Source organism: Streptomyces sp. 17_S59 (genome assembly GCF_056930295.1).
The window spans coordinates 6,780,074-6,794,066 of sequence record NZ_JBXOWD010000001.1; the positions used below are offsets into that span (position 1 = coordinate 6,780,074).

A 13,993-nucleotide genomic window follows, 5' to 3' on the forward strand; every position below is an offset into this window, starting at 1 on the left:
GATGGGGGAGCCCGCACTGCGGCTGGAGGGGCTGTGCAAGACGTTCGACGGCCGGACGGTCGTCGACCGCGTGCACATGACGGTGCCGCAGGGTTCGTTCTACGGCGTGGTCGGGCCGAACGGCGCCGGCAAGACGACCTCGCTCTCGATGGCCGTGGGCCTGCTCCGGCCGGACGCGGGCAGTGCGCACGTGTTCGGCGTGGACGTCTGGGCCGACCCGCTGCGTGCCAAGGCGCTGCTGGGCGTCCTGCCCGACGGCCTGTCCATGCCCGAGCGTCTCACCGGCCGTGAGCTGCTCACCTACCTCGGCCTGCTGCGCGGCATGGACGCCGCCACCGTCGACGCGCGGGCGGCCGAACTGCTGGAGGTCCTCGAACTCGACGGCGCCGCCCGGACGCTCGTCATGGACTACTCCACCGGCATGCGGAAGAAGATGGGCCTGGCCACCGCGCTCCTGCACGCACCCAGGCTGCTCGTGCTCGACGAGCCCTTCGAGGCGGTGGACCCGCTCTCCGCGGCCACCATCCGCACCATCCTCCAGCGCTTCGTCGCCTCGGGCGGATCGGTCGTCTTCTCCAGCCATGTGATGGCACTCGTCGAGCAACTCTGCGACAGCGTCGCGGTCGTGGTCGGCGGCCGCGTCGTCGCGGCGGGGCCGCTGGCGGACGTGGCCGGGGACGAAGGACTGGAGAACAGGTTCATGCAGCTCGCGGGTGCGCGGGCCGGGGGAGGAACGGGGCTGTCGTGGCTGGCGTGCTGATCAGATTCAAGATTGCGGTGCTCCGGCACTCGATGACCGGCGGACGGGCCGTGCTCACGGTCCTCGGCGCGGTCCTGGGCCTGCTGCTCGCGGCGGGCACGGTCGTCCTGGCGGCCCTGCGTCCGGACGCGGGCGTGCTCGCCGTCGTCCTGGGCGCATGGGCCGCCGGCTGGATCCTCGGCCCGACCCTGACCGGCGGGGACCCGGCACTGCGGCCGGAGTTCTTCACCCTCCTCCCGCTCCCTCCGCGACGGCTGGCGCTCGGCCTGCTGGGAGCCGCGTTCGTCGGTGTGCCGGCGGCCGTGACGCTGGTCGCGCTCGGCGCCCTCGTGGCGCTGGGAGCCGCGGCCGGTCCGGGCCCCGCTCTGCTGGCCGTCCCTGCCGTGCTCCTGCAACTGCTCGTCCTGGTACTGCTGTCGAAGGTCGCCTCGGCGGCGCTCGGCGAGGCGATGAAGTCGCGGATCGGCGCCGAGGCGGGCGGGATCCTCTTCGCCCTGCTGCTCGCCATGGACCTCAACGGCTGGATCCCGGTCGGCGGCCTGGCCCACCTCCTGGCCGGTTCCTCCCCGCTCTTCCTCGCCCTGCCCTCGGGCTGGGGCCTGTACGCCGTGGACGCGGCCGGTCACGGCCACTGGACGGCCGCCCTCGGCACGCTGGCGGCGACCGCCGCCCTGGGCGCCCTGCTGCTGGCCGCCTGGGCCGCGCTGCTGTCCCGCCGGGCCCTGCGCCCGGCCGGCCGGCCCGCCACGGCGGCGGGCCCGCGGCCGGGCGGACGCCGGATCCTGCCGGCCGGCCCCGTGGGCGCGGTGGCGGCCAAGGAGCTGCGCACCTGGCTGCGCGATCCGCACCGCGGCCGCTTCCTGCGGATGGCGCTGTGGACGGGCGTCCTGACCTCCGCCCTCGCGGCGACCGGCCCCTGGACCGCGCCGCTGCTGTGGGCGGGCCCCGCGACCGTCGTCTTCGCCGGGATGTTCTCCGCCAACCTCTACGGCTTCGACGGCAGCGCGCTGTGGCTGACGCTGAGCACGCCCGGCGCCGCGCGGGCCGACGTCCGCGGCCGGCAGACGGCCTGGCTGCTGATCGTCGCTCCCCCCGCCCTGGCCCTCACCCTGGCCGGGACCGCCCTGCACGGGGACGCCGCGGCCTGGCCGTGGGTGCTGGCCGTCCTCCCCGCGCTGCTCGGCGGCGCGGCCGGCCTGTCGGTCCTCGTCTCGGTGACGGCCCTCAACCCGGTCACCGACCCGCACCGGCGCGGCCGGGGGACCATCCTCTCCGGGGACGACCTGGACATGGCCCGGATGCAGGCCCAGATCTGGATGATGCTGCTGCTCATCCCGCTGACCTTGGCGCCCGCGGCCGCGCTGGTCCTGGTCGGCCTGCTGTCCGGATCCGCCTGGCTCGGCTGGACGGGCGTCGCGGCCGGGCTCGGCACGGGAGCGCTGCTGGCCTGGGGCCTGGGCCGCCTCGCGCACCGGCGCCTGGCGGCGCGCGGACCCGAACTGCTGGCGGAACTCCGGCACGGCGTCAGGACCCGGCGGCCGGCGAAGGCCGCGGACATCCGGAAGCCGGAGGCCAAGGCCCCCGACATGCCGCGCGGCCGGGCCACCGTCATGGGGCTGCTGCTGACGGCCGGGATCCTGCTCCTGGGGCCGCAGACCATCGGACCGGTGGCCATCCGCCTCTCCGGATCGTCCGCGCGCTCGTGGTTCGCGGTGCTCTACCTGCCGCGGCACTGGCAACTCCCCGCGCTGGCCGCGGTCGCGATCGCGGGCGCCCTGTCGATCGCGGGCGCGGTGGTCGTCCGCCGGCGGTTCACCAGGACGCAGGCCGGCGCAGCACAGGACACCGGCAGCCCCGCCGGGGACCCGCAGGCCCCGTCGCTCTGCTCGGTCTAGGGGGTGTTCGCCGGTGCGCCGAGCGCGCCTCTCGGGGGCCGCACCGGGTGGGCTATGTTGAGCAAAAGAGGCGAGAAGGAGGCGCACCGGTGCCATCAGGGCGGCAGCAGGCACGCGCGCAGGCGTCCGCGATCACACCGGGAGGCCGGTCCCCGGGGGCGGAGCCGCCCCCCGCGGACAAGGTACGCGCCCTGTTCGGCGGCCACCGGCTGTCCCCCGCGCAACGGCGCATCGCGCAGTACATCACCGACCACTTCCCTGCGGCCGCCTTCCTGTCGATCACGGACCTCGCCGAGCGGGTCGGCGTGAGCCAGCCGTCGGTGACCCGCTTCGCCACCTCCCTGGGCTTCAGCGGCTACCCGGCCCTCCGGGAGGCCCTCCAGCCCATCGCCCTCAGCGCCGTCGCCGGCCACCCGGCCACGGGGGCGGAGGCCCGCCGCAACGAACTCCAGGCGGCCGTCGACGCCGAGATCGAGAACCTGGAGAGCCTGCGGCACGTCCTCGCCGACACCGACCGGGTGCTCGAGATAGGCCGCGAACTCGCCAGATCGGTCCCCCTGACGATCCTGGGCCTGCGGATCTCCCTCTCGCTGGCGGAGTACTTCGCGTATGCGGCGAAGCGGATCCATCCGGACGTGCGCCTGGTGTCCCGCGGGGGCAGCGTGGCCTACGACGCGCTCCTGCAGTCACGCGAGGCGGGAGGGACGTGGGTGCTGGCGTTCGCGATGCCCAGGCACGCCAACGAGACCCTGGCCGCGATGCGGGCCGCGCGCAGCACGGGCCTGCGTGTGGCGCTGATCACGGACCTGACGCTCGGGCCGCTGGTGGAGGAGGCCGACGTGGCGCTCACCGCGGGCACCGGATCGCGCCTCGTCTTCGACTCGTACGCGGCGCCCGGCGTCCTGTCCGCGGCCATCCTCCAGGCCATGGCCGACGCCGACCCGGAGCGCACCCAGCTCCGCCTGGAGAAGTACGAGCAGGCGGCCGAGCAGCACGATTTCTTTCTCGAGTACTGAGCCGTCCCGGGGGTGGGGCGGGCGCGGCTCACGAGGTGCGCATCACCACCCAAACCCCACGACTTTCACCCCGGCTCCCTGGATGAAATTTTTCATGCCCTTGCGTACCGCGCAGTAAATATATTTACTGCGTGTGGCGCCTGGGCCCGATCGGGCTGACCGGTACAGCGCTCGCGACGGCGAGCCCCGGGCCGAATGTGGCGAACACTCCGGGGACGGCATCCTCCTCAGCCGTCCCGGCGGTGTTCCGTTCGGGCAATCCGCTCCCCTCGGATGCCCCGGCGGCCCCGGTCTGCCCCTGGGCCGGGGTCGCCGACAGCTCTTTCCCGGATCAGGCATCGTCCTCCGGCTCCGTGGACTCCGCGAGGGCGATCAGCTCCTCCGTCGACCAGGCCAGCGTGCCGCTGCGCAGGTCGTCGGCGACCGACCGCACCCATCGCTCCTCGGCCGCGGTCACCGTGTGCAGGAATTCGATCTCCAGGGCGGTGACCCTGGGCAGCGTGCCGGACATCGCGGCCAGGGCGGTCTCCATGTCCGTCCGTATCCCGGCCAGCTTTTCCGCCCGCCGTTCCAGAACCTCCAGCGCCTCCTGGGGCGACATCAGGAGCAGGTGCGACAGGGCCGCCGGGAACTGGGGGAATTCCTGTTTGGGTGTGGCCAGCATCTGCTCCAGCCAGTCGCGGGCGGCCTTGCGGCCGGCGTCGGTGAGTTCGTACACCGTGCGCTCGGGATAGGCGCAGTCGCGCCCCGTTTCACGGACTGCGACCAGCCCCTCGCCGTGCAGGCGCTCGATCGTCCGGTACAGGCTCGCGCGCTGGTTCACGTTGACGACCTGGTCCTTGCCCCACTGCTTGAGCAGCCGCTGCATGCCGTACGGGTGCAGCGGCTTGAAGTGCAGCAGGGCCAGCACGGTCAGGGTGAGGGGGGAGCTGCGTACAGGGGTGCTCATGCCGCAGATATTAGTAGCTTCTCGAGAACTAGTTGACATGAGACTAGTTGCATTGCAACTATCTCGACAGTTGCAATGCGAGACGAGGAGCAGGCATGGGCAAGGTGAGTACTGCGTTGGTCGCCGGAGGCGGCATCGCCGGGCCGGTGACGGCCCTGGCACTGGCCGAGGCGGGCATCCGGGCAACCGTCTACGAGGCACACCCGGTTGCCGCCGACGGCGTCGGGGCGATGCTGAGCGTGGCGCCCAACGGGCTGGACGCCCTGCGGATCGTCGGAGCGGACAAAGTGGTGGAGGCCATCGGCCGGCCCGTGCCCGGCGTGGTGATGGCCGACGGCAGCGGGAACCGGCTCGCCGAGTTCGGCGGCTTCCCCGGTCTGCCCGCCACCTTGGTGGTGTCCCGCGCGGACCTCTTCCGGGCGCTGGCCGACCACGCGGAGGCGCACGGTGTGCCGGTCGAGTATGGCAAGCGGCTCGTCGGCGCCGAACAGACCGCCGACGGTGTCACCGCCGTCTTCTCCGACGGCAGCACCACCACGGCCGACGTGCTGATAGGCGCCGACGGCATCCGCTCCACCGTCCGCACCCTCATCGACCCTGCCGCGCCCGGCCCCGAGTACGGCGGCGTCCTCAGCTTCGGCGGCTGCAGCGCGGGCAGCGGAGTGCCGACCGACCCGGGTGCCATGCACTTCGCCTTCGGCCGGACGTTCATGGGCTACTGGCGCCTCCCCGACGACCGCATCTGCTGGTTCGCCGCCCTTCCCCGCACCGAGCCGCTCACCTCCGCCGAGGTCGCCCGCACCTCCGCCGCCGAGTGGCTGGCCCGGCTACGCGAGCTGTACGCCGACCACGTACCCGGCCGGGAACTGCTCGCCTGCACCGACCCCCGCGACCTGATGGCCGTGGGTCCCATGGAGCGCATGCCGTCGGTGCCGCACTGGCACCGCGGCCGCATGGTCCTGGTCGGCGACGCGGCCCACGCCCCCTCCTCCAGCTCCGGGCAGGGCGCCTCCCTGGCCGTCGAGAGCGCCGTCGAACTGGCCCGCTGCCTGCGCGATCTGCCCGGCCCGGAAGCCGCGTTCGCCGCCTACGAGCACCTGCGCCGCGCCCGGGTGGAGGTGATCGGCGGGAACGCCGCCGCCGCGAACAAGGTGAAGGCGGGTCAGACCGGGGGAGCACCCGCCATGCCGTCCCCGGAGGAGATGTTCGGCCGCGTGCACCGTCACCGCATCGACTGGCACGCGAACGCCGCCGTTCGTGCGGGTGAATGAGGCCCGCCCGGCGGCCGTGCCGGGTGGCCACAGGGTGCCGGGCGTGGAAGATGGTGCCCCGTGGCCGCGGACGACGGCCGTACGGAGGGTGTGCCGGATGAGCAACCGGGCTGCGGTGAAAGCGCGTTGGGCCCTGCGGGCAGCGGTGAACGTGGCGGCCGCCGCCGCGCTGCTCGTCGCCGGCGAGCCGACGGCATCGGCGGTGGCGGCGCGGTGCGGAGGGGCGACCTGCGTGATGGTCGACGGCGAGGGCCTGCACGTTCTGCGGGCCGGGGCCACGCCCGCGGAGGACGGGGACTTCTTCGGCCACTTCCACCTGTCCGGCGCCGGTCTGAACGAGAACAGCGCCATCCGGCACTGGCGGCACGGCCAGCGCTACTCGGTGGCGCTGGGCCGCAACGTCCGCGACCACACGGTGATCTGCGCCGAGGGCTGGGAGCACCTCGACGACAAGGTGCAGCCCCACGGCCGGGCCTGTGTGGAGATCCACCGCTAGGCGCGGCCGAACTGCGTTGACGGATTCGCGTTTAGGTAAAACGTTCGACATCAACCGACAAACACTCTTGTTGTGTGCATGATCTTCCCGATGGGATCGCGTCAGCCGCTCTGTGCGGCCCCGCCCCTACCAGGGAGATTCCATGCACACTGCTCGTCCGCGGCCCACCGCCGCGCTCGCGGCGTCCGCTGCCGCCGCCCTCGCCGTCACCGCACTCGCGGCCACGCCGCCGAGCCGGGCCGCCGCCACGTCCGCCGGCGCGGCCGGGCACGTCAAGGTGGTCCCGGCCGTCGCCGGACACCAGTTGGTGCGCGCCGTGGGCAGCCCGCTCTCCACCGAGCAGTGCCGGGCCCAGTGGAAGATAGCCTGCTACACCCCGCTGCAGTACCGCGAGGCGTACCGCCTGAACCCGCTGTACCAGCAGGGGATCACGGGCAAGGGCCGCACGATCGTCATCGTGGACTCCTTCGGCTCGCCGACGATCCAGCACGACCTGGACGTCTACAGCAAGCAGTTCGGGATACCCAGCACCAAGGTGGAGGTCGTCAAGTGGGGCAACGTCCCCGCGTTCGACCCGAAGAACAGCGACATGACGGGCTGGGCGGGCGAGACGACCCTCGACGTCGAGATGGCCCATGCCGTGGCGCCGGACGCGAAGATCGTCCTGGTGGAGACCGCGGTCGCGGAGACCGAGGGCACCACGGGCCTGCCCGAGATGATGGACGCCGAGAAGGCCCTGATCGACCGCGGTGTCGGCGATGTGATCACCCAGAGCTTCGGCGCCACGGAGAACACCTTCCCCGGCTTCGACAAGGGCGACTTCTCCAGCATCGCCAATCTGCGGTACGCCTTCAAGGACGCGGCCCGCAAGCACGTGACCGTGCTCGCCTCCTCCGGTGACGGCGGCGCGACCGACAACACCGCCGACGGCAAGGGCTACTACAAGGAGCGCGTCAACTCCTGGCCCTCCTCCGACCCGCTGGTGACCTCGATCGGCGGCACCCAGCTGCACTTGAACGACAAGGGCGAGCGCACCGCCCCGGAGAGCGTCTACAACGACCACGGCGCGGGCGGCGGCGGTCAGTCGCACGTCTTCAAGCGCCCGGCGTTCCAGAACGGTGTGAAGAACGTCGTCGGCGAGCGCCGCGGCACCCCGGACATCTCGATGGCCGCCGCGGTCGACGGCGGTGCGTGGGTGTACTCCAGCTACGACCCGGCCGCCACCGGCTGGGACGTCTCCGGCGGCACCAGTGAGGCCAGCCCGCTGTTCTCCGGCATCGTGGCCCTGGCCGACCAGGCCGCGGGCCACCGGCTCGGCAACATCAACGACGCCCTGTACACCCTGTCGGCCCGCTCGGCGCACGACCCGCGCACCGGCATCGTCGACGTCAACGACGGTACGAACAACAGCTACGAGGGCGTCACCGGCTACACCGCCGTCGACGGCTACGACATGGCCACCGGCGTCGGCACCGTGGACGCCTCGCGCTTCGTCCCCGCCCTGGCCCGCGCCGGCCGCCGCGGCTGAGCAGCGCGCATTCCGCACGGGCCGGGCGGCGCTACGCTGCGCCGGACCGGTCCGTGACCGGGGGCCCGGAGACCGGGCTCTCCGCGGTGTCCCCTGCGCGGCCCCCGGGCAGGTCGCGCCGGCCGCGCAGGGGGCCCAGCGCGAGGATCAGCCAGCACGGGGCGAGCAGCCCGGTCATGATCCACATCGTGGGCCGGAGACCGAGGGCGTCACCGAGGTACCCGGCGAGCAGCGAACCGACGGGGATGGTGCTGTGGTTGACGGCCATGGTCGTCGCGACGACCCGCCCCAGCAGGTGCGGCGGGCAGTACTGCTGCCGGAAGCTGCCCAGCACGACGTTGCACGCCACGACCCCGGCCGCCACCGCGAACGCGCCGGCGGCGAAGAGCGCCAGGCCCGCCCCGGGCGTGGTCAGCGGCAGGAGGAGTGCGCAGGGGCCGGTGAGCATCTGGAGGAGCAGCATCCCGCGGGCGGTGCCGAAGCGCCGGCCGACCGGGCCGGCGAGCGCGGCGCCGAGGACGCCGCCCAGGCTGCCCGCCATGATCAGGGTGCCGACCGTCGCGGCGGACGCGCCCACCGTGCGCACCAGGAAGGCGATCTGCACCGCCTGATAACCCATCAGCGCCAGATTGACGACGGCCCCGTACAGCACCATCGGCCGCAGATGGCGGTCGTGGAGGACGAACCTCAGCCCCTCGCCGATCTGCCTGCGCAGGGTGTCCTGCCGCGCGGGTGCGGCAGGGGCCGGTTCGCGGACCCGGAGCGCGGCGAGGCACACCGCCGAGACGACGAAGGTCACCGCGTCGATCAGCAGCCCGGCCACCGCGCCGGAGACCTGGGCGACGAGTCCGGCGGCCCCACGCCCGAGCACCCGCGTGCCGGCCTCGCTGCCCTGGAGCTTCGCGTTGCCGTCGAGCAGGTCCCGGCCGCCGAGCACGGTCGGCACGTACGCGTGGAACGCCGTGCCGAAGAACACCGCCGAGGTGCCGCAGATCACCGCCGCGGCGAGCAGGTGGGCGAAGGTGAGCGCGCCCAGCCAGGCGGCGAGGGGGACGCTCGCGTACACGGCCGCCGAGACGAGGTTGCAAGCGATCAGCAGGGGACGCTTCCGGAGCCGGTCCACCCAGGCGCCCGCCGGGAGCCCGACGACCAGCCAGGGCAGCCAGACGGCGGCGGCGAGCAACCCGACGGCGAAGGCGTCGACGTGGAGGACCACCACCGCGATCAGCGGCAGTGCCACCGCGGTGATGCCGTTTCCCAGTCCGCTGGCGGTCTCGCCCGTCCAGAGCAGCAGGAAGTCCCGCTGCCCGAGCACCCCGAGGCGGGAGCGTCCGCCACGCACGGTGTCAGTCGTCGTGTTCATGATCGGAATCTCAGCCCGTACGGGCGGACTCCGCAAGCGAGTTGTCCGCGGGACGCGTGGCGCGGCGCCGGGGAGCGCCAGCCCCGGCGGCCCCGGCAGTCCTCAGCGGCCCTGGAGATTCCTGACGTTGTCCCCGAAGGTCCACCCCTTGGACCCGTCCCAGTTCACCGACCAGGTCATCAGGCCCTTGAGGCCGTTCCCGTAGGCGTTCCACGCCTGTGACACCAGGTTCGGCGCCATGTAGCCGCCGCCCGCTCCCGGTTGCGCCGGCAGGCCCGGAACCTGCTTGTCGAGAGGAACCCTGATCGTGGTGCCCTGGACCACCAGCCCCTTGTCGAGGCAGTCGGTCTGCGCGGTGAATCCCTCGACCGTTCCGGCGGAGTACGAATCCCCGGAGCAGCCGTACATGCTGCCGTTGTAATACTGCATGTTGAGCCACCACAAACGGCCGTTGTCCGCATACTTCTTCACGATCGGCAGGTATGCGCCCCAGATCGAGCCGTATGTCACGCTGCCGCCCGTGACATAGGCGGTTTCGGGCGCCATTGTCAGGCCGAAGTCCGCGGGCATGCGGGCCAGCACGCCGTCGATGATGCGGATGAGGTTGGCCTGGGAGGCCGACAGCCGGTCGACGGCACCGCTGCCGGTGAGCCCGGTCTCGATGTCGATGTCGATTCCGTCGAAGTTGTACGCCTTGAGGATCGGCACCACGGTCTCGACGAAACGGTCGGCAACGGCACTCGAGCCGAGGTCGATGCCGGCCGCCGCACCGCCGATGGACAGGAGGACCGTGGCCCCGGCCGCCTTGGCGCGGCACATCTCGGCCGGGGTCGGCACCTTCACCGTCGTGTCCATCCCGTCCTCCCAGAGGGCGGTTCCATCGGAGAGGATGACCGGGAATGCCGTATTGATCACGTTATAGCCGTGGTTGCGGATGGCGGGATCGTCGATCGGGGTCCAGCCGAACGGCGGGTGGACGCCGTTGGCCGCGCCGTCCCAGTTCTCCCAATACCCCTGGAGCACCTTGCCGGAGGGTCTCGGCCTGACCGGGCACGTATCGTCGTCCGGTGCGTCCGCCGCCGCGGCGGGGAGGACCTGCACGGCGAGGAACAGGGCCAGGAGCACTCCCAGGAGACGTGTCGTCCGACCTGGCATGAATTACCCCCTTCCGGTCCGTACGAACGGGCCGCGATGATCCGGAAGATCTGAAACGACGGGATTTTCCGAACCGTAAAATGTCCATGACAGACCGTCAATAGGTCCGGACCAATCGGGATCAATTACTACCCCCGGTAAGTCCCTGGTGACCTGGCCGGACGCCTTGTGGATCATGCCTTCCTTCCGTGCGTCATGCATGAGTCAATCGCATATCCATTCCCCTGAAACCGTGTGCGAAGATTCCGTTTCCTGGTTCGAACGGACCAGGTGACAAGGGGAAACTTCGTGAAGAAGAGAACACTCAGCATCGCGATCGGTGCGGCACTGGCGGTGGGCTGTTCCGCGCTGTTGCTGCCCGGCGCGAACGCGTCCGAGGACCACAAGGTCGACGACGCCACCGTCGCGGCCTTCGGCCGCATCGCCGACGATGTGCTGAAGCAGCGCACGGAGGCGCTCGTCGACGGGCAGCAGGACGAGGGCTACACCGCTCCGCGTGAGAAGAAGGTGCGCCTCTCCGGCGGCATGGAGAAGACCGAGGACCACGGTGTCTCCTCGCTGCGCACCCGCAAGCAGCGGCTCGCCTCCCTCGGCGAGGCCTACTCCAACGCCGACACCAAGGTCACCACGGACAAGACGACCGTCAAGGGCAAGCGCGCCACGGTCGAGGTCACCGAGACCACCGTCCTGACGTACAAGAAGATACGTGGCGACGAGCCGGGCACCACCGGCTTCACCGCCCACCACAAGCTCACCTTCAACCGCGGCAAGGGCGGCAAGTGGGAGCTGTCGGGCATCCAGGCCAAGGACGACGGCCCGGGTGCCGTCAACCAGCCGCAGACCGCCCCGGTGACCCCGGCCAAGGACTCCGCCGGCTTCCCCAAGGCGACCCCGGCCTCCATATCCTGGCCCGCGCGCCAGGTGCCCAAGACCCAGAAGCCGGGCGGCTACGACTACAAGGCCATGGCCGCCTACGCCGAGAAGTACTGGCGGAACTACAACCCGCAGTACCGCCAGTTCAACGACGCCGGCGGCGACTGCACCAACTTCATCAGCCAGGCCCTGCGGGCCGGCGGCTGGAAGGACGAGCCGGGCTCGGACTCGGACTACCGCAAGTGGTGGTACAACACCTCGGGCGAGTCGACGTCCTTCGTGGGCGCCAACGAGTGGTCCTGGTACGCGATGTCCTCGAAGCGGGTCACCAACCTGCAGAACGTCTACCAGATGGACGTCGGCGACATCCTCCAGATGGACTTCGACCGTGACGGCTCGAAGGACCACTCCATGATCGTCACGTACAAGAGCCGCATCGGCATCCCGTACATGACGTACCACTCGACGAACACCTACCGGAAGTCGCTGGCGAGCATCATCGCGTCCTACCCGGACGCCGTGTACTACGCCTACCGCACCTGACGGTCCGCAGTGGGTCCCGCCCCCGGGGCGGGGCCCACCGCCACGACGTGCCGGTGCTCCGCGCGGCACAGGCGTCGGCCATACTCGTGGGCAAGGACCCACGGCGGCGCCCGGAGACAGGTCATCGCGGCATCCCCGGCCGCCGCCGGCTCTCATCCGGCCACCGATACCCCCGCCGACGAGGAAAGCTTCATCTCCCGCATGCACCTCGCCGCCGAACGGGCCGTCCGCGCCTCCGGGCTGGAGTGGACGTTCGTGCGCGGCGGGATGTACGACACCAACGCGCTCCAGTGGGCGGAGGCCATCAGGACCGACGGCGTCGTCCGCGGCCCCTACCCCGAGGCCGTCGCCGCCCCCGTCCACGAGGCCGACCTGGCGGCCGTCACCGCCCGCGCCCTGCTGGACGGCACCGGCTCCCTCCTCGGCACCGCCCCCCGGATCACCGGCCCCGAGGCGGTGACCATGGCCGGGCAGGTCGCCGCGATCGGGGGCGCGACCGGCCGCGCGACCTGCTTCGAGACGGTGTCCCCGGAAGCGGCCGTCGAGGCGATGGCCGCCACGGGCCTCCCCAGGGAGGCCTGCGCCCAGCTCGTCGGCTACTACGGCGCATCGGTGGGCACCGAGCCGCTGATCACCGACGACGTCCTGCGCATCACCGGCCGCCCGGCCCGCACGTTCGACGAGTGGGCCCGCGACCACTCGGACGACTTCCGCTGACGCCCGCGCGCCCGGTCCGGTGCCGCCGTGCGCCCCGCACGGCGGCACCGGACCGGGCGCCGGTCAGCGCAGCGGCAGGTGCCGGGCGAAGAACCCGCGCACATGACGGCGCACCGCGGGCACCGTTCCCGCCGGGTCGGCCGTGCCGACCAGGGCGGCGCGGTCGGCCGCCGTCATCAGCCCGGCGGCCTGCAACTGCGGTGCCATGGCGGCGTAGTCGGTGAACACCCAGTGCGCGGCGTCGGTGAGCTGCCCGCGGCGGACCCGCCCTCGCGGGTGGGCGAGCACCGCCGACCAGGACCGCTCCAGCTCCTGCCGGTGGGTGAAGCCGTCGCTGCCCAGCAGGAGCAGCGGCCGGTCCACCCCGTACCGGGCGACGGGGAGCAACTCGCCCTCCCCGCCGGGCTTCTCGGCCGGGCGGTCCAGATAGCCCTCCATGTCGACCGCCGCGCCGATGCGGCCGTCCTCGTACATCGCCTCGGCCACGGCCGTGCCCCCGGCCGAGTGGCCGTACGCGCCCACCCGCCGCAGATCCAGCGCACGGCCGAGGTGCTGCGGCAGCGCACGCCCCTCCGCGTCGGGGTTCCGTCCGGCCGCCAGGACCTCCAGCCGGTCCAGCACGAACCGGAGGTCCGCGATCCGGGTGTCGGTCATGGTGCGGAAGGCCCTAGGGTCCGTCCTGACGTCCCCTCGGAAGACCGTCTCGCGGACCTTCTCCCGGCCCGGCATCGCGCAGGGGAACTCCACCTCACCGGCATCGCCGGGGTGATCGACCGTCACCACCGCCCAGCCGTGGCTCGCCAGCTCCTCCGCCAAGCCGGTGCCCATCGAGCGCGGGTCGCCGCCACCCGGGCTGTACAGCAGCACCGGCCGCCGGACGGCCTGCGCGGGCGCGTCCGTGTGCGCATGGGTCATGGTGGCCGCCCAGTTCACACCGGAAGCCGGCAAGTGGTGCATCTGTGTGTCGATGTCGTTGAACGACTTCGCAGCACCCGCGGTCATCTGGGGCGCGACCGGACGGCCGAGCACCGTCCGGGCCGGATAGAACACCGAGACCATCACTTCCCGGACGGGTATCGCACCGTCCCACGGGTCGCGCCGGGAGCGGTCGACCAGGTGCAGCGTGGTGACACCGACCCGGTGCGGGCCCGTCGGCGCCGGCAGCCGCAGGGTGACGCCGCCCGCGGCATGCGCCCGCGCCGTGCCGCCGCCACCCGCGAACAGCAGCGCGGCCGTGGCCGTCACGGCCGACTTGGCGACCGTCCGCCGGGCCGGTCCGGCGGACTGCCCACTGAGGTCGGACTCCGTACGAAACATGGTTCCCCTCCGGTCCCTTCACGTCCTTGTGAGCTGGATCCTGGCGCTCGGAGGGGAGTACGGGCGATGGTTCAGGCCCTGACCGAAACGATGGCGCGACGCCGCCGGGG

General features: G+C 72.2%; 12 protein-coding genes. 8 read left to right on the top strand and 4 right to left on the bottom strand.

Features of this window, described 5'->3' with window-relative positions:
- Window position 1 precedes the first annotated feature (1 nt).
- The 3 genes from AC1Z4A_RS30625 to AC1Z4A_RS30635 all read left to right on the top strand — a co-directional run bounded on the left by AC1Z4A_RS30625 (window position 2) and on the right by AC1Z4A_RS30635 (window position 3,671).
- The gene (locus AC1Z4A_RS30625) at window positions 2-760 is read left to right on the top strand and encodes an ABC transporter ATP-binding protein (protein ID WP_483683131.1); all 759 of its coding nucleotides are present in this window, start codon (window positions 2-4) and stop codon (window positions 758-760) included.
- Window positions 754-2,655, top strand: coding sequence for a hypothetical protein (locus tag AC1Z4A_RS30630; RefSeq protein WP_483683132.1), 1,902 nt, complete (start codon window positions 754-756; stop codon window positions 2,653-2,655). The genes AC1Z4A_RS30625 and AC1Z4A_RS30630 overlap by 7 nt, the downstream gene beginning before the upstream one ends.
- Before the next feature lie 89 nt (window positions 2,656-2,744).
- Window positions 2,745-3,671, top strand: coding sequence for a MurR/RpiR family transcriptional regulator (locus AC1Z4A_RS30635; RefSeq protein ID WP_483683133.1), 927 nt, complete (start codon window positions 2,745-2,747; stop codon window positions 3,669-3,671).
- Window positions 3,672-4,002: 331 nt separating this feature from the next.
- Here the strand turns inward: AC1Z4A_RS30635 and AC1Z4A_RS30640 are convergent, their stop codons facing one another.
- Complete coding sequence (locus AC1Z4A_RS30640; protein WP_483683134.1) at window positions 4,003-4,620, bottom strand: PadR family transcriptional regulator; 618 nt, start codon at window positions 4,618-4,620, stop codon at window positions 4,003-4,005.
- Between the two features lie 95 nt (window positions 4,621-4,715).
- Here AC1Z4A_RS30640 and AC1Z4A_RS30645 point away from each other — a divergent pair, with 95 nt between their 5' ends.
- The 3 genes from AC1Z4A_RS30645 to AC1Z4A_RS30655 all read left to right on the top strand — a co-directional run bounded on the left by AC1Z4A_RS30645 (window position 4,716) and on the right by AC1Z4A_RS30655 (window position 7,915).
- Window positions 4,716-5,891 carry an FAD-dependent monooxygenase gene (locus AC1Z4A_RS30645; RefSeq protein ID WP_483683135.1) on the top strand — a complete coding sequence of 392 codons (1,176 nt, stop codon included), beginning with the start codon at window positions 4,716-4,718 and terminating at the stop codon, window positions 5,889-5,891.
- A gap of 97 nt (window positions 5,892-5,988) precedes the next feature.
- On the top strand, window positions 5,989-6,387 hold the full coding sequence (locus AC1Z4A_RS30650; protein ID WP_483683136.1) for a hypothetical protein: 399 nt from the start codon (window positions 5,989-5,991) through the stop codon (window positions 6,385-6,387).
- A gap of 142 nt (window positions 6,388-6,529) precedes the next feature.
- Complete coding sequence (locus AC1Z4A_RS30655; RefSeq protein ID WP_483683137.1) at window positions 6,530-7,915, top strand: S53 family peptidase; 1,386 nt, start codon at window positions 6,530-6,532, stop codon at window positions 7,913-7,915.
- A gap of 31 nt (window positions 7,916-7,946) precedes the next feature.
- Here AC1Z4A_RS30655 and AC1Z4A_RS30660 read toward each other — a convergent pair whose 3' ends face one another.
- Both AC1Z4A_RS30660 and AC1Z4A_RS30665 read right to left on the bottom strand, forming a co-directional pair.
- On the bottom strand, window positions 7,947-9,278 hold the full coding sequence (locus AC1Z4A_RS30660; RefSeq protein ID WP_483683138.1) for an MFS transporter: 1,332 nt from the start codon (window positions 9,276-9,278) through the stop codon (window positions 7,947-7,949).
- Between the two features lie 102 nt (window positions 9,279-9,380).
- Complete coding sequence (locus AC1Z4A_RS30665) at window positions 9,381-10,433, bottom strand: chitinase (protein WP_483683139.1); 1,053 nt, start codon at window positions 10,431-10,433, stop codon at window positions 9,381-9,383.
- Window positions 10,434-10,721: 288 nt separating this feature from the next.
- Between AC1Z4A_RS30665 and AC1Z4A_RS30670 the strand changes: the two genes are divergently transcribed.
- Window positions 10,722-11,849, top strand: coding sequence for an amidase domain-containing protein (locus AC1Z4A_RS30670; RefSeq protein ID WP_483683140.1), 1,128 nt, complete (start codon window positions 10,722-10,724; stop codon window positions 11,847-11,849).
- 201 nt (window positions 11,850-12,050) lie between these two features.
- Window positions 12,051-12,566 carry a Rossmann-fold NAD(P)-binding domain-containing protein gene (locus AC1Z4A_RS30675; protein ID WP_483683141.1) on the top strand — a complete coding sequence of 172 codons (516 nt, stop codon included), beginning with the start codon at window positions 12,051-12,053 and terminating at the stop codon, window positions 12,564-12,566.
- A gap of 63 nt (window positions 12,567-12,629) precedes the next feature.
- Here AC1Z4A_RS30675 and AC1Z4A_RS30680 read toward each other — a convergent pair whose 3' ends face one another.
- On the bottom strand, window positions 12,630-13,883 hold the full coding sequence (locus tag AC1Z4A_RS30680) for an alpha/beta hydrolase family protein (protein ID WP_483683142.1): 1,254 nt from the start codon (window positions 13,881-13,883) through the stop codon (window positions 12,630-12,632).
- Window positions 13,884-13,993: the final 110 nt, after the last annotated feature.